Genomic DNA, 22765 nt, shown 5'->3' with positions numbered 1-22765 from the left:
ACCGAGGCGACCCCTTCGCGGGCAAGCCTCGCTCCTACAAAAGCGACGCGAAACCTGTAGGAGCGAGGCTTGCCCGCGAAGGCGATTTACCAGGCGCTACACCTCTGCGGGTCTTGCACAAGGAAATGGATGATATGGACAGTTACATCCGCTGGTTTCAACGCTTCATCTGGCTAGGCATCGTGATGAACATGTTCTTCGCGCTGCCAGCCCTGTTTGCCCCGGCGCTGCTGACGTCGATGCTCGGCCTGCCGCCGCAACTCTCCGATCCCTGGCTGGAAAACGCCGGCATGTTGCTGGTGGGGATCAGCGTGTTCTACATGCCGTCGGGCTTCAACGCGCCACGGTTTGTGGTGCATTCCTGGTTGTGCGTGTTGTCGCGGCTGATCGCCGTGGCGTTCTGGATCTACCTGATCAACACCAGCAACCAGGCCACGGTGTTCGTGCCGATGTTCCTCGGCGACTTGAGCATGTTCCTGATCCTCGGGATCCTGCTGTACCTCGGCACCACGCCGGCCACTCGGCCGTTGGCGCTGCTGTGCGACGGCTGGCGGGAGTGGCGCGCCGGATGGGCGCTGCGCTGGCAAAGCCACGGCTTCAAGGTCGGGACGCTGGTAGTGGTGCTGCTGCTGGGGTTTATCGGCTACGAAACCTGGTACCAAATGCTGCGAGTGGTGCCGGCAGAGAAATACGCCTCGGATGAAGACCACTACAAATACGCCGCCATCGGCCTCGGTATCGAAGCACGCATCCCGTATTACCTGTTCGCCGTACTGCCGCAGATGTGCCCGGAGAAACTGCCGAAACCCGGCGGCTATGAAGTCTTCGGCTTCCTCTACGAAAACGGCAAGGACCTGCCCGTCGGGATGGCCAAGCGGCAGATCGGCTACCCGACCGTGGAGCCGAACTGCGCCCTGTGCCACACCGGTTCCTACCGCGCGAATGCCAGCGACGTCGCCAAAACGGTGGCCACCGCGCCGGCCAACACCTTGCAACTCCAGGCCTTCCAATGGTTCGCCTACGATTGCGCGAGCGATCCGAAATTCACCACCGACGCGGTGATGACGGCGATCAACAGCAAGTTCCAGCTCGGCTTTTTCGAGCGGATTTACAACCGCTACCTGATCATCCCGATGGCCAAGAGCGCGTTGCTCGCGCAGAAACAGGCGTACGCCTGGCAGAAGCTGCGCCCACCTCAAGGACCGGGGCGCACCGACACCTTCAACCCGACCAAAATGGTGGTGTTCGGCTTCCCGGATGACTCGACCATCGGCACCGTCGACCTGCCGCAAGTCTGGAACCAGAAACCCCGGGAGTCGCTGTACCTGCACTGGGACGGCAACAACAACGACATCCACGAGCGCAACTACGCGGCGGCCATGGCCGTGGGCGCGACGCCGGAATCGGTGCTGCCGGAAAGCTTCAACCGCGTGACCAATTGGCTGCTCGGCACCCAGCCACCGAAGTGGCCGTGGGCGCTGGATCAGGCCAAGGTTGCCCAGGGCAAACCGGTGTGGGACAAGAACTGCGCCGGGTGCCATGAGTTCGGCCGCACCGACACCGGCCAGGTCACCACCAACATCGATGAACTGGGCACCGATCCCCATCGCCTGGACTCGTTCACCACCGGTCTGGTGACCGCGTTCCACGGCTTCAAGAAACCGCCGTTCGACTTCAACGCCTATCGCAAGACCCAGAGCTACAGCAACACCCCGACCGACGGCATCTGGATGCGCGCGCCTTACCTGCACAACGGTTCGGTGCCGACCCTGTGGGATTTGCTGCAACCACCGGAACAGCGGCCGCCGGTGTTCTTCACCGGTTCCGACGTCTACGACCAGCAGAAGGTCGGCTTCGTCACCACCACCCAAATCCCGGGGGGCTTCAAATACGACACACGACTGGAAGGCAACCACAACAGCGGCCACCTGTATGGCACGCAGCTGTCGGATGTCGATAAACGGGCGCTCATCGAATTCATGAAAACCCTGTGATCCCACTACGGATGGAGGAAGGCCAACATGTCATTAGTCAGTCATTGGGAACATGAGTACGACAAGGTCAAGCTGCGCCTGCACGGGCTGTTCACGCGGCTGGAAATGTCGTGGAAGAAACTCGTCAGCGAGCTGGAGCCGCAAGAGTTCGAGGCCATTGTCGCGCTGCTGCAGCGCGGTCACGACCAGGCGCAATACGTGCTCAAGCACGGCGACTTGCCGGACGATGAACCGAGCGTGCCGTGGGAGTTGTCCCACGGCTTGTCGATCCTGCACATCGGCAACGCCACCCCGTTGCCGCAATCCACCGACGAGTTGCAAACCCGGGTGCTCAAGGACGGCAGTCTGCTCGGTTGTCGCAAGTGGGAACTGCTGGACTTGCTGTGGAGCGAGGCGTTGCTGAAGTGGATCGAAAACCTGCGCCATCACGCGCCGTTCGCCACCACCCCGGCGCTGATGAAAATGGACAGCGACGTGATTCTGGCGATTGCCGGCGACTGGGGCACCGGGCCGTTCGACAGCCATGCCCCGGCGGTGGCGGTGGCCAACCAGATGCAACTGGCCCAGGCCGATTTCACCATTCACTTGGGGGACGTGTATTACGCCGGCACTCACTCCCAGGAAGACGTCGACATGGTCGGCTGGCCCATGGGCAAGCACGGCTCGTTCACCCTCAATTCCAATCACGAGATGTACAGCGGCGCCCATGGCTACTACAAGGAACTGGCCAAGCGCTTCCCGACGCAGCAGGGCACCAGTTATTTCGCGTTGTACAACGATGACTGGCTGGTGGTCGGGCTCGACACGGCCTACGCCTCGGACGCGATCAACCTGTACATGGACGGCACGCTAAACAAAGAGCAGATCGCCTGGATGAAACAGCTGCCTCAGCGCAAGAAGATCATGGTGCTCAGCCACCACCAGGGCTTCGATATTTCCGGGCACAACAAGACGGCGCTGTATCAACCAGTGTGCGATGCCTTGGGGCGTGAGCCGGATTACTGGTATTGGGGGCATTTGCACAACGGCATCTGCTACGCCGCCCAGGGCGGGCTACATGCGCGGTGCGCCGGGCATGGGGCGATTCCGTATGGCAATGCCAGCGAGCTGAACGGGCATTCGCGGGTGTTGTGGTCGGAAACCGAGAATGCGCGGGACGAGGAATACCCGGATCGGGTGTTGAACGGTTACGTGAAAGTGCGGCTGGTGGGGGAGAACATCGAGGAGACGTTTATTGGCGAGGATGGGTCGGTGCGGTGGTCTTCCCTTAGATGATGATCGTTCCCACGCTCTGCGTGGGAATGCCTCTTCGGACGCTCCGCGTTCGGCTCTTGGGACGCGGAGCGTCCCGGGCTGCGTTCCCACGCGGAGCGTGGGAACGATCATGCTCAGGTCAGCCCTGAACCGGCACGCCTTTGAGGTAAGGCGCAGGCTCCGCCCCGAGGTTGTTCAACAACCGCTCGCTGTACCAATCCACAAAATTCACCACGCCAAACTCATAAGTCTTGGAGTAAGGCCCAGGCTGGTAAGCCGTGGAGTTGATCCCGCGCTGGTTCTCTTCCGCCAGGCGCCGGTCCTGGTCGTTGGTCGCATCCCAGACTTTGCGCATGCGCTCGACGTCGTAATCCACGCCTTCGACGGCATCCTTGTGCACGATCCACTTGGTGGTGACCATGGTTTCCTGTGCGCTGATTGGCCACACGGTGAACACGATGATGTGGTCGCCCATGCAGTGGTTCCACGAGTGCGGCAGGTGCAGGATGCGCATCGAGCCGAGGTCCGGGTTCTTGATCCGGCCCATGAGTTTGGCGCAGCCCTGTTTGCCATCGAGGGTCATCGACACGGTGCCCTTGAGCAGCGGCATGCGCACGATGCGGTTACGCAGGCCGAAACTGGCGTGGGCGTAAGGGATCTTCTCGGCTTCCCAGGCAGCGGCGGAGGCGGCGACGTGGTCCTTGAACGCCTGGTCGGCGCGCGGGTCGGTGACGTCGTCCCATTCCAGCAGGGTTTTCAACAGTTCCGGGTGCGACGCGTTGCAGTGGTAGCACTCGCGGTTGTTTTCCAGCACCAGTTTCCAGTTGGCCTTTTCGAACAAGGTGGTCTGGATCGCCACCTTGGTGTTCTCCATGTCGTACGGTTCCATGTAATGGTTCAGCGTCGACAGGAAGTCATCAATGGCCGGCGGGTTTTCCGACAGGCTGATAAAGATGTAGCCGCCAGCGGTCTTCACGCTCACCGGTTTGAGGCCGTACTGCTTCATGTCGAAGTCGGCGCCCATTTCGGTGCCGGCGAACAGCAGGCGACCGTCCAGCTCGTAGGTCCACTGGTGGTAGTGGCAGACCAGCTTGGCGACTTTGCCTTTTTCACTGGTGCACAGCCGCGAGCCACGGTGGCGGCAGACGTTGTGGAATGCGTGCACCACGCCGTCGGCGCCGCGGATCACGATGATCGGGTTCTTGCCGACTTGCAGGGTCAGGTAGTTGCCCTTGGCCGGGATTTCGCAGGTCATGCCGGCGATCAACCACTCTTTCTGGAAGATCTCCTGCATATCGATATCAAACAGCCGTTCGTCAGAGTAAAACGGCTGTGGCAGCGAGAAAGTGCGCTCGCGCTCTTGCAGCATCTGCGCGGTGGCCTTGCGTGCGGGTTCCAGCGGATCGCCCAGGCTGATTTTTGCGGTGACGTCCATCGATTTGATCCTCAAGGCCTTTCTGTGAGGCCGGCGAAAGTGGCTGATACGGTTACATCGCAAGGCGTAAAGAAACTGTAGTTGTGTGGAGCGAGTGTGGGGCCGGCGCATCCCTGAACCTTATCCATGGGCGACATGGCCCAATCTGTTCCCGACGCGCAACCCCCGGTAGTTGGGGGCTGGTCGCGATAAGTATGTGAATGTCGCAGATAGGTAAATGGGTGGCTCGCGCTATACGCAGAATCGCCAACATAAGGCCGACCATCGGCGGTGGAGAACAGCATGTCCAACAGCTTCCTGAATCCGGTAACCACCCAGACCTGGGCCAATGGTCGACACATCGTCCGTTGCGTCAAAGTCATCCAGGAAACCTGGGACGTGCGCACCTTCTGCTTTATGGCCGATCAGCCAATCCTGTTCTTCTTCAAGCCCGGGCAGTTCGTGACCCTGGAGCTGGAAATCGACGGCGTGCCGATCATGCGTTCCTACACCATTTCCAGTTCGCCGTCGGTGCCGTACAGCTTTTCGGTGACCATCAAGCGCGTGCCGGGGGGCAAGGTCTCCAACTGGTTGCACGACACCCTGCACGAAGGCCAGGAGCTGGCGGTGCACGGGCCGGTCGGGCTGTTCAACGCCATGGACTTCACCGCGCCGAAGGTGCTCTACCTCAGCGGTGGCGTCGGGATCACGCCGGTCATGTCCATGGCGCGCTGGTTCTACGACACCAACGGCAACGTCGACATGGTGTTTATCCACAGCGCCCGTTCGCCCAAAGACATCATCTATCACCGCGAGCTGGAACACATGGCGTCGCGGATCGATAACTTCAGCCTGCACCTGATCTGCGAGAAGCACGGTCTGGGCGAGCCATGGGCCGGTTATCGCGGCTACCTGAACCACAAGATGCTGGAACTGATGGCGCCGGACTTCATGGAGCGCGAAGTGTTCTGTTGCGGCCCGACGCCGTACATGAACGCGGTCAAACGTATGCTCGAGGCGGCCGGTTTCGACATGAGCCGTTATCACGAGGAATCCTTCGGCGCCACGCCAGCGGAAGCCCGTGCCGATGCGGTAGAGCAGGCGGAAATTGCTGCCGACGCGCCGGAAGTCGATTTGGCGGACCTGCATCAAGTCGAATTTATCTCGTCCGGCAAGAGCATTCGGGTGGCCCCGGGTGAAACCGTGCATGCGGCGGCGGCCAAGCTGGGCTTGCTGATTCCAAAGGCGTGCGGGATGGGGATCTGCGGGACATGCAAGGTAATGAAGCTGGGGGGCGAGGTCGAAATGGACCACAACGGCGGGATCACCGAGGAAGACGAGGCCGAGGGTTACATCCTGTCGTGCTGCAGCGTGCCGAAGGGCGACGTGCGGATCGATTTTTGAAGCTCGCGCAATAACCTTGTAGGAGCTGTCGAGTGAAACGAGGCTGCGATCTTTTGATCTTGTTTTCAGGATCAAGATCAAAAAATCGCAGCCTCCGGCAGCTCCAGGGTTCGCTTTTCAGTCGACAAACAGATCCGGCATCAGTTTGTCGATGGAGCCCGGTTCAAACCGATACCCCTCGAACTCCGTCACTCCGCTTTCGCGCAAAACCTCCTCATCAATCAACAACCGCCCGGTCATGCTGCGACCGCTGCTGTCCAGAATGATGTGCGCGGCGTCCGCCATGATCGCCGGCGTTCGTGCGTGTTTGAACGATTCTCGCGAGCCGAGCTGAAACTCGATGGCCGCCGTGGCGATCATGGTTTGCGGCCATAGCGAGTTGACGCTAATGCCGTAATTGGCAAATTCCTCGCTCATTCCCAGCGTCAGCATGCTCATGCCGTACTTGGTCACGGTGTAGGGACTGTATTGCGCGAACCATTTCGTCGCCAGGTTCAGCGGCGGCGACAGGTTGAGGATGTGGCCATTGGATTTTTTCAGATAGGGCAGGGCCGCCTGGCTGCACAGCAGCACGGCGCGGGTGTTGATCTGGTGCATCAGGTCGAAGCGCTTGAGTTCGATGTGCTGAACCCCGGTCAACTTGATCGCCCCGGCATTGTTGACCAGCGCATCAATCCCGCCGAAATGTTCATTGGCCCGGGCCAAGGCCTCCCGCACCGCGACTTCATCGCGCACATCCACCTGCAACGCCAACGCCTGGCCACCCGCCGCTTCAACTTCCTGCGCCACGCTGAAAATCGTCCCCGGCAACTTGGCATGCGCCTCGGCACTTTTAGCCGCAATCACAATATTGGCCCCGTCCCGCGCGGCCCGCAGCGCAATCTCGCGCCCGATGCCACGGCTGGCGCCGGTGATGAACAGGGTTTTGCCTTGAAGGGACATGGGGGCGCTCCTGATTGTTATTGTCTGAGCGATTCAATGTAGTCCAAGACGCGTGCCGCGATGATCGACGATGATCGTTCCCCCGCTCCGCGTGGGAATGCCTCCAGGGACGCTCCGCGTTCCAGCTTCACCGCCAGCGCAAGGCCAGACTCCGCTTGTGACGCGGAGCGTCACGGGCTGCATTCCCACGCGGAGCGTGGGAACGATCAACGTGTCAGTACCACCGCTGTATTTCGATCAGTCCTTCCTGACCTGCGTAATCTCGGGCGCTTGAGTACCTCCACTGTTCCGGTAAGTCCACATACCCACGCTTCACCGGGTTGTAATGGATGTAATCCAGCTTCTGGCGCATCACTGTTTCGCTGAGCACCATCTCGGCATGTGAACCCTCCTGCCACAGCTGATAAACGCGATCCTTCTTGTGCGCCCGTTTACTGAACCGCAGACGCTGCAATGCGCGTTCAGCCCCTTTGCTTTGCAAATCGTCCAGGATTTGTCGGGCAGTGAAGGATTTGAACTGGTGGAGGCATTTACTCAGGTCTGGAGCTTGTGCGACGAAGTGCAGATGGTTTTCCAGGACCACATAGCCATACAGCTTTAAATCCTGATGCGTTTGCTGATAACGCCAGCAATTGAGCAGGTGATCGACGATATAAGGCCGGATGAACAGCGGGAGCCATTCCAGGAGGGTGCAGGTGAGGAAGTGGGGTTTGTCAGGTTCGGTGATGGTGTAGCGGCTTCGGCCCATAGGTGCATTCCATTGCGAAGGGATGACTAGGGTGAGCCGGGTTTTGACGTCAGGCTAGCGGACGGCGCCGCGAAGCGCGTGGGAAATGGCGACGCGCCTCCACTGATCGTTCCCACGCTCCGCGTGGGAATGCCTCCAGGGACGCTCCGCGTTCCAGCTTCACCGCCAGCGCAAGGCCAGACTCCGCTTGTGACGCGGAGCGTCACGGGCTGCATTCCCACGCGGAGCGTGGGAACGATCGGTGTCGGGGCTTAGCGGGACATGACTTCGCGGATGTCCGTTGCGAGTTCGCGTACGCGCTCTTCTTCGGTGTCCCACGAGCACATGAAGCGCGCGCCGCCGTTGCCGATGAAGGTGTAGAAGCGCCAGCCCTTGGCGGTCAGGGCGGCGATGGCGGGTTCCGAGAGTTGCAGGAACACACCGTTGGCCTGTACCGGGAGCATCAGTTCCACGCCCTGGATGTCGCTGACCAGTTCCGCCAGCAGTTGCGCGCAGCGGTTGGCGTGTTGGGCGTATTTGAGCCAGGCGTCGTTTTCCAGGATGCCGACCCACGGGGCCGAGAGGAAACGCATCTTCGAGGCCAGTTGCCCGGCCTGTTTGCAGCGGTAGTCGAAGTCTTCCGCCAGTTTGTGGTTGAAGAACAGGATCGCCTCGCCCACGGCCATGCCGTTTTTCGTGCCGCCGAAGCACAACACATCGACGCCGGCCTTCCAGGTCAGGTCCGCCGGGGTGCAACCGAGGAAGGCGCAGGCGTTGGAGAAGCGCGCGCCGTCCATGTGCAGGTTCAGGCCCAGCTCTTTGCAGGTGACGCTGATGGCGCGGATTTCTTCCGGGGTGTAGACGCTGCCGACTTCGGTCGCCTGGGTCAGGGTCACGACGCGGGGTTTCGGGTAGTGGATGTCCTGGCGCTTGAGCGCGACTTCGCGGATCGATTCCGGGGTCAGCTTGCCGTTTTCAGTGCGCGCGACCAGCAATTTGGAACCGTTGGAGAAAAACTCCGGGGCGCCGCATTCGTCGGTTTCGACGTGGGCGGTTTCCGAGCAGATCACGCTGTGGTAACTCTGGCACAGCGACGACAGGGCCAAAGAGTTAGCGGCAGTGCCGTTGAACGCGAAGAACACTTCGCAGTCGGTTTCAAACAATTTGCGGAAATCGTCGGACGCGCGGGCGGTCCATTCGTCGTCGCCATAGGCGCGCTGGTGGCCGTGGTTGGCCTGTTCCATGGCTGCCCAGGCTTCAGGGCAGATACCGGAATAGTTGTCGCTGGCAAATTGTTGGCTCTTATCGGTCATGGCCTGATTCCGTGTTCAAGGCCCTTATGGTGAAGGGACTTGTGGTCAATGATGGTGCGCACTTTACCGAAGATCGTCCGGGGAGCACACGCAGTGATGCTGTCAGAAATGTACACAGTTGACGGGCAATTATGCACATGACGCCACGGGACGGCGCGCTGGATCTGCTCAAGTGGCTGGCGCTGCTGAGCATGGTGCTCGATCACCTGCGATATGTCGGTTACTCCGTCGATTTTCTGTATGTGCCGGGGCGGTTGGCGTTTCCGTGGTTTTGTCTGGCAATGGCGACGAATCTGGCGCGGGCGCGTGCAGCCACTGCAACGGGTCAGTGGCGTTACTTGGGGTGGTTGATCGTATTCAGCGCCATCAGCGAAATTCCCTACCGGATCTACATTCCCGATCCCGACACCTTCAATGTGATGCCCACGCTGGTACTCGGCTTGCTGGTGGCGCGGGGCTGGCAGCAGCCGACACTTCAATCGCGATGGCTGGCGATCGGCGCGGTGTTGCTTGCGCTGGTGTTCCCGGAGCGACTGATGTTCGGTTTCTTCGGCGTGCTGTTGCCGCTGGCGATGCTGCTGGTGATCCGCCGGCCCTGGTATTTCAGCCTGTTGCCGGGGCTGGTGTGCCTGGCGGCGAATCAATGGCAGGTGCTGTATGGCGCGGCGCGGATGGGGAACAGCGCGGCGATTTTCGGTATTGCCGCTTGTCTGATTGCGCCACTGATCGGTGTATTGCTACTGCAACACGCTCGTAGCCTCAAGCCACCGCCCATGCGTCGTTGGGCGTACGCGCTCTATCCCGCGCACTTCCTCGCCCTGTTGGCGTTACGCCAACTCATTGCCTGATGCCGTTTCTGTGGATGGGGCTTTTGTGGCGAGGGGGCTTGCCCCCGTTGGGCTGCGAAGCGGCCCCAGATCAAGACATTGCAGTCCCGGGTTTTTTACGACTGCTGCGCAGCCGAACGGGGGCAAGCCCCCTCGCCACAAGCAAGCTCCCTCGCCACAGGACGCAGCCATTTTGATCCATGTCGTAAACGCACCTTTGCGTGGCGTCCATAGGCATTTGACCTGTCTGCGCCGGTCATACCATCGCATCCAAAGGGCACTGCCGAAAGGTACGTGCCTCACCGAGACGAAAGGCGCACAAGCCGCCGCTGGGAGAGACGCGATGTTCAGCAAGCAAGACCAGATCAAGGGCTACGACGATGCACTGCTGGCGGCGATGAATGCCGAGGAGCAACGCCAGGAAGATCACATCGAGCTGATCGCGTCAGAGAACTACACCAGCAAACGCGTCATGGAAGCGCAAGGCAGTGGCCTGACCAACAAATACGCCGAAGGTTATCCGGGCAAGCGCTACTACGGTGGCTGTGAGCACGTGGACAAGGTCGAGGCCCTGGCCATCGAACGCGCCAAGCAACTGTTCGGCGCCGATTACGCCAACGTCCAGCCGCACTCCGGTTCCTCCGCCAACAGCGCCGTGTACCTGGCCCTGATCCAGCCGGGCGACACCATCCTCGGCATGAGCCTGGCCCACGGCGGTCACCTGACCCACGGCGCCAAAGTGTCGTCCTCGGGCAAGCTCTACAACGCCGTGCAGTACGGTATCGACACCAAGACCGGTCTGATCGACTACGACGAAGTCGAACGCCTGGCCGTCGAGTGCAAGCCGAAAATGATCGTCGCCGGGTTCTCGGCTTACTCCAAGACCCTCGACTTCCCGCGCTTCCGTCAGATCGCCGATAAGGTCGGTGCGCTGCTGTTCGTCGACATGGCCCACGTGGCCGGTCTGGTCGCCGCTGGCCTGTACCCGAACCCGCTGCCGTACGCCGACGTGGTCACCACCACTACCCACAAGACCCTGCGCGGTCCACGTGGCGGCCTGATCCTGTGCAAGGCCAACGAAGAAATCGAGAAAAAGCTCAACTCCGCCGTATTCCCCGGCGCCCAAGGCGGCCCGCTGATGCACGTCATCGCCGGTAAAGCGGTGTGCTTCAAGGAAGCGCTGGAGCCTGGTTTCAAGGCTTACCAACAACAAGTGATCGACAACGCCCAGGCCATGGCCGGCGTGTTTATCAAACGCGGCTACGATGTAGTGTCCGGCGGTACTGACAATCACCTGTTCCTGGTCAGCCTGATCCGTCAGGGCCTCACCGGTAAAGATGCGGACGCCGCCCTCGGTCGCGCCCACATCACCGTGAACAAGAACGCTGTGCCGAACGATCCACAGTCGCCGTTCGTGACCTCTGGCCTGCGCATCGGCACCCCGGCGGTGACCACGCGCGGCTTCAAAGTCACCCAGTGCGTGACGCTGGCCGGCTGGATCTGCGACATCCTCGACAACCTCGGCGATGCCGACGTTGAAGCGAATGTGGCGCAGCAAGTGGCAGCCCTGTGCGCGGACTTCCCGGTTTATCGCTGAGCGCGGTTTTGGAGTAAATGACTATGCAACGCTATTCGGGCTTCGGCCTCTTCAAACACTCCCTCAGCCATCACGAAAACTGGCAGAAAATGTGGCGCACGCCGACCCCGAAAAAGGTCTATGACGTGGTCATCGTCGGTGGTGGCGGGCATGGTCTCGCCACGGCTTACTACCTGGCCAAGGAACACGGCATCACCAACGTGGCTGTGGTCGAGAAAGGCTGGCTGGGCGGCGGTAACACCGCGCGCAACACCACCATCGTTCGCTCCAACTACCTGTGGGACGAGTCGGCGCACCTGTATGAACACGCGATGAAACTGTGGGAAGGCCTGTCCCAGGACCTGAACTACAACGTGATGTTCTCCCAGCGCGGCGTCTACAACCTGTGCCACACCCTGCAGGACATCCGTGATTCCGAGCGTCGGGTCAGCGCCAACCGCCTCAACGGCGTGGACGGCGAACTGCTGGATGCCAAGCAAGTGGCCGATGAGATTCCGTACCTCGACTGCTCGAAGAACACCCGCTACCCGGTGCTGGGCGCGACCGTCCAGCGTCGCGGCGGCGTGGCCCGTCACGATGCCGTGGCCTGGGGCTTTGCCCGGGCCGCGGACGCACTCGGCGTGGACCTGATCCAACAGACCGAAGTGATCGGTTTCCGCAAGGAAAACGGTGTGTGCATCGGCGTTGAAACCAACAAGGGCTTCATCGGCGCCAAGCGCGTCGGTGTGGTGACTGCCGGTAACTCTGGGCACATGGCCAAGCTCGCCGGTTTCCGTCTGCCGATCGAATCCCACCCGCTGCAAGCGCTGGTGTCCGAGCCGATCAAACCGATTATCGACAGCGTGATCATGTCCAACGCCGTGCACGGTTACATCAGCCAGTCCGACAAGGGCGACCTGGTGATCGGCGCCGGTATCGACGGCTACAACGGCTACGGCCAGCGTGGTTCGTACCCGGTGATCGAGCACACCATCCAGGCCATCGTCGAGATGTTCCCGGTGCTGTCCCGCGTACGAATGAACCGGCAGTGGGGCGGCATCGTCGACACCACGCCGGATGCGTGCCCGATCATCTCCAAGACGCCGGTCCCGAACATGTTTTTCAACTGCGGTTGGGGCACCGGTGGCTTCAAGGCCACACCTGGCTCGGGCAACGTATTTGCCGCGAGCCTGGCCAAGGGTGAAATGCACCCATTGGCCGCACCTTTCTCCATCGACCGTTTCCACAACGGTGCGTTGATCGATGAACACGGCGCTGCTGCGGTTGCCCACTAACAGGAGAAATCCCCATGTTGCATATCTTCTGTCCTCACTGCGGCGAGCTGCGCTCTGAAGAGGAATTCCATGCATCCGGCCAGGCGCACATCCCGCGTCCACTGGATCCTAATGCCTGCACCGACGAGGAGTGGGGCGACTACATGTTCTTCCGCGATAACCCTCGCGGTTTGCACCATGAGTTGTGGATTCACGCCGCCGGTTGCCGCCAGTACTTCAACGCGACCCGCGACACCGTGACCTACGAGATTCTCGAAACCTACAAGATCGGCACCAAGCCCCAATTCACCGACAAGACCGATAGCCCGAAAGCGGCGAGCACGGCTCTGGGAGAGAAGGTATGAGCCAGACCAATCGCCTGTCCAACGGCGGACGGATCGACCGCAACAAAGTGCTGAGCTTCACCTTCAACGGCCAGGTCTACAAAGGCTTTGAAGGCGATTCCCTGGCCGCAGCCTTGTTGGCCAACGGCGTGGATATCATCGGTCGCAGCTTCAAATATTCCCGTCCGCGCGGCATCTTCGCCGCCGGTGCCGAAGAGCCGAACGCGGTGCTGCAGATTGGCGCCACCGAAGCTACGCAAATCCCGAACGTGCGCGCCACGCAACAAGCGCTGTACCAGGGTTTGGTCGCCACCAGCACCAACGGCTGGCCGAGCGTGAACAACGACATGATGGGGATTCTCGGCAAAGTCGGCGGCAAGCTGATGCCGCCGGGTTTCTACTACAAAACCTTCATGTACCCGCAATCGTTCTGGATGACTTACGAGAAGTACATTCGTAAGGCTGCCGGTCTGGGCCGCTCGCCGACCGAGAACGATCCGGACACCTACGACTACATGAACCAGCACTGCGACGTGCTGATCGTCGGCGCCGGCCCTGCTGGCCTGGCCGCTGCATTGGCCGCTGCGCGCAGCGGTGCTCGCGTGATCCTGGCCGATGAGCAGGAAGAGTTCGGCGGCAGCCTGCTCGACTCCCGGGAAAGCCTCGACGGCAAACCGGCGACCGAATGGGTCGCCAGTGTCATCGAAGAACTGAAAAACACCCCGGACGTGCTGCTGTTGCCCCGCGCCACGGTCAACGGTTACCACGACCATAACTTCCTGACCATTCACGAGCGTCTGACCGATCACCTCGGCGACCGCGCCCCGATTGGCCAGGTGCGCCAGCGCATCCACCGGGTTCGCGCCAAGCGTGTGGTCCTGGCGACCGGCGCTTGCGAGCGTCCATTGGTTTACGGCAACAACGACGTGCCGGGCAACATGCTCGCCGGCGCTGTCTCGACTTACGTGCGCCGCTACGGCGTGGCGCCGGGCAAGAAACTGGTGCTGTCGACCAACAACGATCACGCCTACCGCGTGGCGCTGGATTGGCTCGACGCCAGCCTGCAAGTCGTGGCCATCGCCGACGCTCGCAGCAATCCGCGTGGCGCTTTGGTTGAAGAAGCCCGCGCCAAAGGCATCCGCATCCTCACCGGCAGCGCCGTGATCGAGGCCCGTGGCACCAAGCGCGTGACCGCTGCGCGCATCGCCGCGATTGATGTGAAGGCCCACGCCGTGACCAGTCCTGGCGAATGGCTCGATTGCGATCTGGTTGCCACTTCCGGCGGTTACAGCCCGGTGGTTCACCTGGCTTCGCACCTGGGCGGCAAGCCGACCTGGCGTGAAGACATCCTCGGTTTCGTACCGGGCGAAGCACCGCAGAAACGCGTGTGCGTCGGTGGTATCAACGGCGTCTACGGCCTCGGCGATTCCCTGGCCGATGGTTTTGAAGGCGGCGCCCGCGCAGCCAGTGAAGCCGGTTTCGGTGTGGTCGAAGGTTCCTTGCCCAAAGCCCTGAGCCGCCTCGAAGAGCCGACCCTGGCGCTGTTCCAGGTGCCCCACGAAAAGAACACCGCACGGGCGCCGAAGCAATTCGTCGACCTGCAAAACGACGTCACCGCCGCCGCCATCGAACTGGCAACCCGCGAAGGCTTCGAGTCGGTCGAGCACGTCAAACGCTACACCGCGCTGGGCTTCGGTACAGATCAGGGCAAGCTCGGCAACGTCAACGGCCTGGCGATTGCCGCCCGTTCGCTGAACGTGACCATCCCGCAGATGGGCACCACCATGTTCCGCCCGAACTACACGCCGGTGACCTTCGGCGCCGTGGCCGGTCGTCACTGTGGGCACATCTTCGAACCGGTGCGTTTCACCGCGCTGCATCACTGGCACGTGAAAAACGGCGCCGAGTTTGAAGACGTCGGTCAGTGGAAACGTCCTTGGTACTTCCCGAAAAATGGCGAAGACCTGCATGCCGCCGTCAAACGCGAATGCAAAGCCGTGCGCGATAGCGTCGGCCTGCTGGACGCTTCGACCCTGGGCAAGATCGACATTCAAGGCCCGGATGCCCGTGAGTTCCTGAACCGCATCTACACCAACGCCTGGACCAAGCTCGATGTGGGCAAGGCGCGCTACGGTCTGATGTGCAAAGAAGACGGCATGGTCTTCGACGACGGCGTAACCGCTTGCCTCGCCGACAACCATTTCGTGATGACCACCACCACCGGCGGCGCGGCGCGCGTGCTGCAATGGCTGGAAATCTACCAACAGACCGAATGGCCAGACCTGAAGGTGTACTTCACGTCCGTGACCGATCACTGGGCAACCATGACCCTGTCCGGGCCGAACAGCCGCAAGCTGCTCAGCGAAGTCACCGACATCGACCTGAGCAACGAAGCCTTCCCGTTCATGACCTGGAAAGAAGGCCTGGTCGGCGGCGTGCCGGCGCGGGTGTTCCGGATCTCGTTTACCGGTGAGCTGTCGTACGAAGTCAACGTGCAGGCCGACTACGCCATGGGCGTGCTCGAAAAAATCGCCGAGGCCGGCAAGCAGTACAACCTGACGCCGTATGGCACCGAGACCATGCACATCCTGCGGGCCGAGAAAGGTTTCATCATTGTCGGCCAGGACACCGACGGTTCGATGACCCCGGACGACTTGAACATGGGCTGGTGTGTCGGTCGCACCAAACCGTTCTCGTGGATCGGCCAGCGCGGGATGAATCGCGAAGACTGCGTGCGTGATCAGCGCAAGCAACTGGTGGGCCTGAAGCCGATCGATCCGACCAAATGGCTGCCGGAAGGGGCGCAACTGGTGTTCAACACCAAGCAAACCATCCCGATGACCATGGTCGGTCACGTGACCTCCAGCTACCTGCACAACTCCCTCGGTTATTCGTTTGCCATGGGCGTGGTCAAGGGTGGGTTGAAGCGCATCGGCGAGCGGGTGTTCGCACCGCTGGCGGATGGCAGCGTGATCGAGGCGGAGATTGTTTCTTCGGTGTTCTTCGATCCGAAGGGTGATCGCCAGAACATCTGACACCACAGTACCTGTGGGAGCGTGGCTTGCCCGCGATGAACGATAACGCGGTGCCTCAGGCAGACCGAGTTGTTCCCATCGCGGGCAAGCCACGCTCCCACAGGTGAGATGCAAGAATTCAGGAAAGGTGCTTTATGACCGCAGCCAATGTTTACCAACAACGCCCAACCACCGGGGCCAAGGCCGAGTCGTCGCTGCATCACGCCGACCTCGCCAGCCTCGTGGGCAAGGGCCGTAAAAGCGCCGGCGTGATCGTGCGTGAGAAAAAACTCCTCGGCCACCTGACCCTTCGTGGTGATGGCCACGATGCCGCGTTCAGCGCCGGCGTGCACAAGGCTCTGGGCATCGAGTTGCCCGGCGCGTTGAGCGTCATCGTCAAAGGCGAAACCAGCCTGCAATGGATGGGGCCGGATGAGTGGCTGCTGATCGTGCCGAGCGGCGAAGAATTTGCCGCCGAGCAAAAGCTGCGTGAAGCGTTGGGCGACCTGCACATCCAGATCGTCAACGTCAGCGGCGGCCAGCAGATCCTCGAACTGAGCGGCCCGAACGTGCGCCAGGTGCTGATGAAATCCACCAGCTACGACGTGCATCCGAACAGCTTCCCGGTGGGCAAGGCCGTCGGCACGGTGTTCGCCAAGTCGCAACTGGTGATTCGCCACACCGCTGAAGACACCTGGGAACTGCTGATCCGTCGCAGCTTCTCGGATTACTGGTGGTTGTGGTTGCAGGATGCGGCCGCCGAATACGGGCTTAGCGTCCAGGCGTAATGATCGTTCCCACGCTCTGCGTGGGAATGCATCCCGGGACGCTCCGCGTCCCAAAGCGGACGCAGAGCGTCCATGGCGGCGTTCCCACGCAGAGCATGGGAACGATCAGATAGGAGTCACCGCACTATGAGCCGCGCCCCAGACACATGGATTCTGACCGCCGACTGCCCAAGCGTCCTCGGCACCGTGGATGCGGTGACCCGCTTTCTGTTCGAGCAGGGCTGCTACGTCACCGAGCACCATTCCTTCGATGACCGGCTCTCGGGTCGTTTCTTCATTCGTGTGGAATTCCGCCAGCCTGACGGCTTCGACGAACAAGCCTTCCGCGCCGGCCTCGAAGAGCGTGGCCAGGCCTTCGGCATGATCTTCGAGCTGACCCCGCCGAACTACCGCCCGAAAGTGGTGATCATGGTCTCCAAGGCCGATCACTGCCTCAACGATTTGCTCTACCGCCAGCGCATCGGCCAGTTGTCCATGGACGTGGCCGCCGTGGTCTCCAACCACCCGGACCTCAAGCCGCTGGCCGACTGGCACCAGATTCCGTACTACCACTTCCCCCTGGACCCGAACGACAAGCCTTCGCAAGAGCGTCAGGTGTTGCAGGTGATCGAGGAGTCCGGCGCCGAACTGGTGATTCTTGCCCGTTACATGCAGGTGTTGTCGCCGGAGCTGTGTCGCAAACTCGACGGCAAGGCGATCAACATTCACCACTCCCTGCTGCCGGGTTTCAAGGGCGCCAAGCCCTATCACCAGGCCTACAACAAGGGCGTGAAACTGGTTGGCGCTACCGCGCACTACATCAACAACGACCTGGACGAAGGCCCGATCATCGCCCAGGGCGTGGAGGTCGTTGACCACAGTCATTACCCGGAAGATTTGATCGCCAAGGGGCGGGATATTGAAGGGCTGACCCTGGCGCGGGCCGTGGGGTATCACATTGAGCGCAGGGTTTTCCTCAACGCGAACAGAACCGTCGTTCTTTAGATCGCCTTCGCGGGCAAGCCTCGCTCCTACAGGATTGGGGTTGCTCGTGAAAATGGGGCTACTTCAATCGCGTAGGAGCGAGGCTTGCCCGCGAAGAGGCCCTCACAAACAACGCAAAAAGACACAGGCAATAACCCGAGCAATCAACGCGCCGCCGCTGTCTGGCGACGCGACCGCTACATAAAAACAACAGCGAGGTGAAAGCATGTCTGGTAATCGTGGTGTCGTGTATCTCGGCAACGGCAAGGTCGAAATACAGAAAATCGACTATCCCAAAATGCAGGACCCGCGCGGCAGGAAGATCAATCACGCTGTCATCCTGCGCGTAGTCTCCACCAACATCTGTGGTTCCGATCAGCACATGGTGCGCGGTCGTACCACCGCTCAAACCGGCCTGGTCCTGGGCCACGAAATCACCGGTGAAGTGATCGAGAAGGGCAGCGACGTCGAAAACCTGCAAATCGGCGACCTGGTGTCCGTTCCGTTCAACGTCGCTTGCGGGCGCTGCCGTTCCTGCAAAGAGATGCACACCGGTGTCTGCCTGAGCGTCAACCCGGCCCGTCCCGGCGGTGCTTACGGTTATGTGGACATGGGCGACTGGACCGGCGGCCAGGCGGAATACGCCATGGTGCCGTACGCCGACTTCAACCTGCTGAAACTGCCGGACCGTGATCGCGCGATGGAAAAAATCCGCGACCTGACCTGCCTCTCCGACATCCTGCCGACCGGTTATCACGGCGCCGTGACGGCCGGCGTTGGCCCTGGCAGCACCGTGTACATCGCGGGCGCTGGTCCAGTCGGTCTGGCCGCTGCGGCTTCCGCGCGTCTGTTGGGCGCGGCGGTGGTGATCATCGGTGACGTCAACACCGTGCGCCTGGCGCACGCCAAGGCTCAGGGTTTCGAAATCGCCGACCTGTCCCTCGACACCCCGCTGCACGAACAAATCGCTGCACTGCTGGGCGAACCGGAAGTGGATTGCGCCGTCGACGCCGTAGGCTTCGAAGCGCGCGGTCACGGGCATGACGGCGTGAAACACGAGGCTCCGGCTACCGTGCTCAACTCGCTGATGGGCGTGGTTCGCGTGGCGGGCAAAATCGGTATTCCGGGCCTGTACGTGACGGAAGATCCGGGCGCTGTGGATGCGGCCGCGAAAATGGGCAGCCTGAGCATCCGCTTCGGCCTGGGCTGGGCCAAATCCCACAGCTTCCACACCGGCCAGACGCCCGTGATGAAGTACAACCGCCAGCTGATGCAGGCGATCATGTGGGACCGCATCCACATTGCCGACATCGTCGGCGTGGAAGTCATCAGCCTCGACGACGCACCACGTGGCTATGGCGAGTTCGATGCCGGCGTACCGAAGAAGTTTGTGATCGACCCGCACAAGTTGTTCAGCGCGGCGTAAGACTTTACCGCAATGCAAAACGGCGACCTTCGGGTCGCCGTTTTTTTTTGATTGCAGAATCGTTGGTTGGCAGATGGCGCTAATTACATTTTTTTCTAAAGAACTGTCAGAGATGACAGGTGTAAGTGCACTGGGTTGTTAATACGATGGACTTGTCGTGACATTCGTTATGTCAATCGCAAGGTTCTTCTTGTACCAATGACTTTTATTTTCAGGGAGTGATGATAATGAACATTGCTAAAAAAATAGGATTACCGTGCGCCTCGATATTACTGCTGTTGGTCAGTACCCAGGGTTTCGCCGATGAACAGTGTGCGAAGGCTTTCATGAACAGCTCAGCAGCCGCTACTTGTAGCGGTAACGCAGTGACAACTCAGAACCCTCCGGGCACATGCAATCTGGATCAGACGTGTTTTGGGACAGGCACCTTCACTGATGGTCCCGCTGGATGGACTCGTCGTTCGACGGATCGGGCACAAAACATAATTTCAGTTCCATTGAGCGATGTAGCGAAGTTGTCAAACTGTAATAGCAAGTTAACCGTTGGTAGTTGTTAGTTTCTGCAACGCGTCGGTTCGTGTTGAGCGAAGTAAAACGGCGACCTTCGGGTCGCCGTTTTTTTGAATCAAAAGATCTTGCTGTTTGCTCACAACGCCGCCAACGCCCCTTGATACAACACCGGCCCCGTCGGCTGTCCGGTCGGCGAGCCACCCTTGGGCTCAAGACTCACCGCCAACGCAATCGGTTTGCCGATCAACGCCTTCTGCGCATCGCTCAACTCAACCTTGCCCTTGCCGCCCGCCGGAATCACGCCGAGGGAGATCGGTTTGCCGTTCGCTGGTATCGCCCACAACTCCAGGCTGCGTCCTGGATCAACCGCAGCCAGTGTCAGCGGCTCGACGTTCAGGAAGTTCGCGTGCGCTTCAACTTTCAACGCAGGTTGTGCGTCGGCGCTGAGCAAAGTGGCGCTGTAGCGGGCATCGTCGCGGTTGTAGAGCATGCTCAGGAACACGACGACCACCAGCGAACACAGCGCCGCCGTCACCCGCATCCAGTTCCAGAAGGAACGCTTCTCGGGCACGTGCAGCCTCTGCGGTTCGATCCGTGCGGTAATTCCCTGCCACACATGCTCTGGCACCGGTTGCTCGGGCAATGCTTCGGTCAGGCTGGCGAGGCTTTCCTGCCAGTGCGCCAGTTCTGCGCGCAATGCCGCATCCTCCAGCAGCAACTGTTCAAAACGTCGGCGAGCCGCGGCGGGCATCAAGCCAATGGCGTAGTCGGCGGCGAGGGCGCGGCGCAGGGTCGGAGTTTGGTAATTCATGATTCAAGGCACCTGCGCAGGCGCTCCATGCCACGGCGGATCCAGGACTTGACCGAGCCCAGCGGCGCGGCCAGATGCTCCGCCAATTCGGAGCAGGACAGCCCCTGAAAGTACGCCACGGTAATCGATTGGCGCTGCCTGCCTTCGAGGCTTTCCAGGCAGCGGTTCAAGGCATTGGCCTCGCGGGCGGCGTTCAGTAATTCGTGGGCGGAGGGGCTTTCGTCCACCAGCGCCAGTTCTTCCTGATCGGTCAGCGGCCGGTCGCGGTGTTTGCGCAACTGGTCGATGGCTTGATTGCGGGTGATGTTGATCATCCAGGTCAGCGGTGCCGACAGGTGCGATTCATAGCGCGAGGCGTTGTTCCAGATGCGCACGAAGCTTTCCTGCAACACTTCTTCGGCCAGGTCGTGGCGGCCCATGAAACGCAGGGCGATACCGTGCAAGCGCGGGCCGACGCTACGGTAAAGCGTCTCGAACGCGCGGCGGTCCCCCAGTGAACACTGGGCCAGAAGCTGTCGGAGCTGATCGGTGTCGGCGATGGAAATGACGGTTCTCCAGGCAATCGAGCTCGCGACGATGGGCCGCGTACGGTGCCGGTTGCAGGCAGAGGTTAGTTCACCGCGCGGGGTTGTTCCATTCACGGACGGGCACCTCGGAAAAATGCCGGCCCCGATGCGCAGGGCCGGCGAGCACTGCTCAACCTTTGGGCATCAGCACTTTGTCGATGACCTGAATCACACCGTTGGACTGGTACACGTCATAGGTGGTGATGTCGGCGACGTCACCCTTTTCATCCTTGAGCGTGATGTTGTGCGGGCCGTTCATCATCACCCACAGCTTGCCGCCCGCGACGGTGGTGAGTTCGGCTTTGCCGCCGCCCGCCTTGATCTTCGCGGCCAGGGTCATCATGTCGAGTTTGCCGGCGACGACGTGGTAGGTGAGGAGCTTGGTCAGGGTGCCTTTGTTCTCGGGTTTGAGCAGCGTATCGACCGTGCCGGCGGGCAGGGCGGTGAACGCCGAGTTGACCGGGGCGAACACGGTGAACGGGCCTTTGCCTTTGAGGGTGTCGACCAGGCCGGCGGCTTTTACCGCAGCCACCAGGGTGGTGTGGTCGGCGGAGTTCACCGCGTTATCGACGATGTCCTTGCTCGGCAGCATGCTTTGGCCGCCGACCATGACGCTGTCGTGGCTCATGTCTGCCGCTTGCACGGTATTGAGGGCGAGTCCGCCGCCAAGGGCCAGGGTCAGCAGGCTGGCAATCAACGGGGTTTTGATCGAAGTGCGGTTCATGGTGGTGATCCTTGTGGGGAGAATCGGCCAGGAGTGTCTGTCCGTGCTTGATATACGCGTCGGGGTCTAGACTGGATGCACCACCAAGAAACTCTTTGTGACTGAGGCCTTATGTGGCGAGGGGGCTTGCCCCCGTTCGGCTGCGAAGCAGTCGTCAGTCCGTTGAATGCGGTCTGCCTGGAAAATGCAGGGGCCGCTTCGCGACCCAACGGGGGCAAGCCCCCTCGCCACAAAAGCCCGCTCCCACAGGGGGTGGGAACAATCCTGCGCGATACCAGTCGAACGCACAGTTTTGCGCCGCTCATGGGTGGGCGGTTTATGCCTATAGAGGTTGTCTCGATGAAGATTTCACGCGGTTTTGCACTGGCTTCGCTCATGACCCTCGCGGCCAGCCCGGTGTTTGCTCAGTTCAACCTGAACGATGCGGCCAATGCCATCTCCGGCATGAAAGGCGACAACGCCGCCGCCGCAGCCGCGCCCACCTCGCAGACGGCCGGCCTGCTGAGTGCGCTCAGCCAATTGAACGTGACCCCGAAACAAGCCGTTGGCGGCACCGGGGCGATGCTCGGTCTGGCCAAAAATCAATTGAGTTCGACGGATTACTCAGAGTTGGCCAAAAGCGTACCGGGGATCGACAAACTGTCGGGTGGCGGTGAGCTGGGTGCCCTCAGCGGCTTGCTCGGTTCGTCCGGCAAATCGGCCGGCCTGGAAAACGCCTTGGGCAATGTGAAGAACACCAATGACCTGAACAGCGCATTCAGCGCCTTGGGCATGGACAGCAGCATGATCGGCCAATTTGCTCCGGTGATTCTCCAGTACCTCGGTGGCCAGGGCGTTGGAGGTCCATTGCTGGAAAGCCTGGGCGGGATCTGGGGCGCCGGCTCCGGTAGCTGA

19 protein-coding genes are annotated in these 22765 nt (G+C 61.0%); 12 read left to right on the top strand and 7 right to left on the bottom strand.

What is annotated here, in order from left to right:
• The first annotated feature begins 134 nt into the window (after positions 1 to 134).
• Positions 135 to 1994 (top strand): hypothetical protein, encoded by a 1860-nt coding sequence (locus tag FQ192_RS17155; protein ID WP_149659637.1) that lies wholly within the window; start codon positions 135 to 137, stop codon positions 1992 to 1994.
• Positions 1995 to 2021: 27 nt separating this feature from the next.
• Entirely contained in the window at positions 2022 to 3269 is a 1248-nt protein-coding gene (locus tag FQ192_RS17150; RefSeq protein WP_149659636.1) for a metallophosphoesterase, read from the top strand.
• Between the two features lie 118 nt (positions 3270 to 3387).
• Here FQ192_RS17150 and gbcA read toward each other — a convergent pair whose 3' ends face one another.
• Positions 3388 to 4683, bottom strand: a complete 1296-nt coding sequence (gene gbcA, locus FQ192_RS17145; RefSeq protein WP_149659635.1) for a glycine-betaine demethylase subunit GbcA — start codon at positions 4681 to 4683, stop codon at positions 3388 to 3390.
• A 282-nt stretch (positions 4684 to 4965) separates the two neighbouring features.
• Here gbcA and gbcB point away from each other — a divergent pair, with 282 nt between their 5' ends.
• Positions 4966 to 6066 carry a glycine-betaine demethylase subunit GbcB gene (gbcB, locus tag FQ192_RS17135; protein WP_149659633.1) on the top strand — a complete coding sequence of 367 codons (1101 nt, stop codon included), beginning with the start codon at positions 4966 to 4968 and terminating at the stop codon, positions 6064 to 6066.
• Between the two features lie 117 nt (positions 6067 to 6183).
• Here the strand turns inward: gbcB and FQ192_RS17130 are convergent, their stop codons facing one another.
• The 3 genes from FQ192_RS17130 to FQ192_RS17115 all read right to left on the bottom strand — a co-directional run bounded on the left by FQ192_RS17130 (position 6184) and on the right by FQ192_RS17115 (position 9048).
• The gene (locus FQ192_RS17130; protein WP_149659632.1) at positions 6184 to 7008 is read right to left on the bottom strand and encodes an NAD(P)-dependent oxidoreductase; all 825 of its coding nucleotides are present in this window, start codon (positions 7006 to 7008) and stop codon (positions 6184 to 6186) included.
• Positions 7009 to 7222: 214 nt separating this feature from the next.
• A complete protein-coding gene (locus tag FQ192_RS17125) occupies positions 7223 to 7756 on the bottom strand; it encodes a transposase (protein ID WP_149659631.1) in 534 nt (177 codons plus the stop codon).
• 251 nt (positions 7757 to 8007) lie between these two features.
• Positions 8008 to 9048, bottom strand: a complete 1041-nt coding sequence (locus FQ192_RS17115) for a low specificity L-threonine aldolase (protein WP_149659630.1) — start codon at positions 9046 to 9048, stop codon at positions 8008 to 8010.
• 131 nt (positions 9049 to 9179) lie between these two features.
• Here FQ192_RS17115 and FQ192_RS17110 point away from each other — a divergent pair, with 131 nt between their 5' ends.
• The 8 genes from FQ192_RS17110 to fdhA all read left to right on the top strand — a co-directional run bounded on the left by FQ192_RS17110 (position 9180) and on the right by fdhA (position 19260).
• Positions 9180 to 9896, top strand: coding sequence for a TraX family protein (locus FQ192_RS17110; protein ID WP_149659629.1), 717 nt, complete (start codon positions 9180 to 9182; stop codon positions 9894 to 9896).
• Positions 9897 to 10218: 322 nt separating this feature from the next.
• Positions 10219 to 11472 carry a serine hydroxymethyltransferase gene (gene glyA / locus FQ192_RS17105; protein WP_149659736.1) on the top strand — a complete coding sequence of 418 codons (1254 nt, stop codon included), beginning with the start codon at positions 10219 to 10221 and terminating at the stop codon, positions 11470 to 11472.
• 23 nt (positions 11473 to 11495) lie between these two features.
• Entirely contained in the window at positions 11496 to 12746 is a 1251-nt protein-coding gene (locus FQ192_RS17100) for a sarcosine oxidase subunit beta (protein WP_123410388.1), read from the top strand.
• A 14-nt stretch (positions 12747 to 12760) separates the two neighbouring features.
• Positions 12761 to 13090 (top strand): sarcosine oxidase subunit delta, encoded by a 330-nt coding sequence (locus FQ192_RS17095; protein ID WP_123410389.1) that lies wholly within the window; start codon positions 12761 to 12763, stop codon positions 13088 to 13090.
• Positions 13087 to 16104 (top strand): sarcosine oxidase subunit alpha, encoded by a 3018-nt coding sequence (locus FQ192_RS17090; protein WP_149659628.1) that lies wholly within the window; start codon positions 13087 to 13089, stop codon positions 16102 to 16104. Before FQ192_RS17095 ends, FQ192_RS17090 begins: the two co-directional genes overlap by 4 nt.
• A 134-nt stretch (positions 16105 to 16238) precedes the next feature.
• A complete protein-coding gene (locus FQ192_RS17085) occupies positions 16239 to 16871 on the top strand; it encodes a sarcosine oxidase subunit gamma (RefSeq protein ID WP_149659627.1) in 633 nt (210 codons plus the stop codon).
• Between the two features lie 126 nt (positions 16872 to 16997).
• Complete coding sequence (gene purU, locus FQ192_RS17080) at positions 16998 to 17855, top strand: formyltetrahydrofolate deformylase (RefSeq protein ID WP_123513155.1); 858 nt, start codon at positions 16998 to 17000, stop codon at positions 17853 to 17855.
• A 205-nt stretch (positions 17856 to 18060) separates the two neighbouring features.
• A complete protein-coding gene (gene fdhA, locus FQ192_RS17075; protein WP_007947729.1) occupies positions 18061 to 19260 on the top strand; it encodes a formaldehyde dehydrogenase, glutathione-independent in 1200 nt (399 codons plus the stop codon).
• A gap of 646 nt (positions 19261 to 19906) precedes the next feature.
• Here fdhA and FQ192_RS17070 read toward each other — a convergent pair.
• From FQ192_RS17070 to FQ192_RS17060, 3 genes are read right to left on the bottom strand one after another with little or no spacing between them, the layout of a single operon-like run.
• Positions 19907 to 20581, bottom strand: coding sequence for an anti-sigma factor domain-containing protein (locus tag FQ192_RS17070; protein ID WP_149659626.1), 675 nt, complete (start codon positions 20579 to 20581; stop codon positions 19907 to 19909).
• A complete protein-coding gene (locus FQ192_RS17065; protein WP_149659625.1) occupies positions 20578 to 21222 on the bottom strand; it encodes a sigma-70 family RNA polymerase sigma factor in 645 nt (214 codons plus the stop codon). The genes FQ192_RS17070 and FQ192_RS17065 overlap by 4 nt, the downstream gene beginning before the upstream one ends.
• Before the next feature lie 55 nt (positions 21223 to 21277).
• Positions 21278 to 21871 (bottom strand): fasciclin domain-containing protein, encoded by a 594-nt coding sequence (locus FQ192_RS17060; protein WP_149659624.1) that lies wholly within the window; start codon positions 21869 to 21871, stop codon positions 21278 to 21280.
• 339 nt (positions 21872 to 22210) lie between these two features.
• Between FQ192_RS17060 and FQ192_RS17050 the strand changes: the two genes are divergently transcribed.
• On the top strand, positions 22211 to 22765 hold the full coding sequence (locus FQ192_RS17050; RefSeq protein ID WP_149659623.1) for a DUF2780 domain-containing protein: 555 nt from the start codon (positions 22211 to 22213) through the stop codon (positions 22763 to 22765).

Origin of the sequence: Pseudomonas sp. ANT_J12, from assembly GCF_008370045.1 — a bacterium.
GTDB lineage: Bacteria > Pseudomonadota > Gammaproteobacteria > Pseudomonadales > Pseudomonadaceae > Aquipseudomonas.
The sequence above is the reverse complement of the archived record's forward strand: the minus strand, read 5'-3'. Positions and strand labels throughout refer to the sequence as shown.

What these genes read in the sequence shown, in the direction of transcription:
- FQ192_RS17155 (WP_149659637.1), top strand. Translation starts at nt 135, where the DNA reads ATGGACAGTTACATCCGCTGGTTTCAACGCTTCATCTGGCTAGGCATC.
- FQ192_RS17150 (WP_149659636.1), top strand. Translation starts at nt 2,022, where the DNA reads ATGTCATTAGTCAGTCATTGGGAACATGAGTACGACAAGGTCAAGCTG.
- gbcA (WP_149659635.1), bottom strand. Translation starts at nt 4,683, where the DNA reads ATGGACGTCACCGCAAAAATCAGCCTGGGCGATCCGCTGGAACCCGCA.
- gbcB (WP_149659633.1), top strand. Translation starts at nt 4,966, where the DNA reads ATGTCCAACAGCTTCCTGAATCCGGTAACCACCCAGACCTGGGCCAAT.
- FQ192_RS17130 (WP_149659632.1), bottom strand. Translation starts at nt 7,008, where the DNA reads ATGTCCCTTCAAGGCAAAACCCTGTTCATCACCGGCGCCAGCCGTGGC.
- FQ192_RS17125 (WP_149659631.1), bottom strand. Translation starts at nt 7,756, where the DNA reads ATGGGCCGAAGCCGCTACACCATCACCGAACCTGACAAACCCCACTTC.
- FQ192_RS17115 (WP_149659630.1), bottom strand. Translation starts at nt 9,048, where the DNA reads ATGACCGATAAGAGCCAACAATTTGCCAGCGACAACTATTCCGGTATC.
- FQ192_RS17110 (WP_149659629.1), top strand. Translation starts at nt 9,180, where the DNA reads ATGCACATGACGCCACGGGACGGCGCGCTGGATCTGCTCAAGTGGCTG.
- glyA (WP_149659736.1), top strand. Translation starts at nt 10,219, where the DNA reads ATGTTCAGCAAGCAAGACCAGATCAAGGGCTACGACGATGCACTGCTG.
- FQ192_RS17100 (WP_123410388.1), top strand. Translation starts at nt 11,496, where the DNA reads ATGCAACGCTATTCGGGCTTCGGCCTCTTCAAACACTCCCTCAGCCAT.
- FQ192_RS17095 (WP_123410389.1), top strand. Translation starts at nt 12,761, where the DNA reads ATGTTGCATATCTTCTGTCCTCACTGCGGCGAGCTGCGCTCTGAAGAG.
- FQ192_RS17090 (WP_149659628.1), top strand. Translation starts at nt 13,087, where the DNA reads ATGAGCCAGACCAATCGCCTGTCCAACGGCGGACGGATCGACCGCAAC.
- FQ192_RS17085 (WP_149659627.1), top strand. Translation starts at nt 16,239, where the DNA reads ATGACCGCAGCCAATGTTTACCAACAACGCCCAACCACCGGGGCCAAG.
- purU (WP_123513155.1), top strand. Translation starts at nt 16,998, where the DNA reads ATGAGCCGCGCCCCAGACACATGGATTCTGACCGCCGACTGCCCAAGC.
- fdhA (WP_007947729.1), top strand. Translation starts at nt 18,061, where the DNA reads ATGTCTGGTAATCGTGGTGTCGTGTATCTCGGCAACGGCAAGGTCGAA.
- FQ192_RS17070 (WP_149659626.1), bottom strand. Translation starts at nt 20,581, where the DNA reads ATGAATTACCAAACTCCGACCCTGCGCCGCGCCCTCGCCGCCGACTAC.
- FQ192_RS17060 (WP_149659624.1), bottom strand. Translation starts at nt 21,871, where the DNA reads ATGAACCGCACTTCGATCAAAACCCCGTTGATTGCCAGCCTGCTGACC.
- FQ192_RS17050 (WP_149659623.1), top strand. Translation starts at nt 22,211, where the DNA reads ATGAAGATTTCACGCGGTTTTGCACTGGCTTCGCTCATGACCCTCGCG.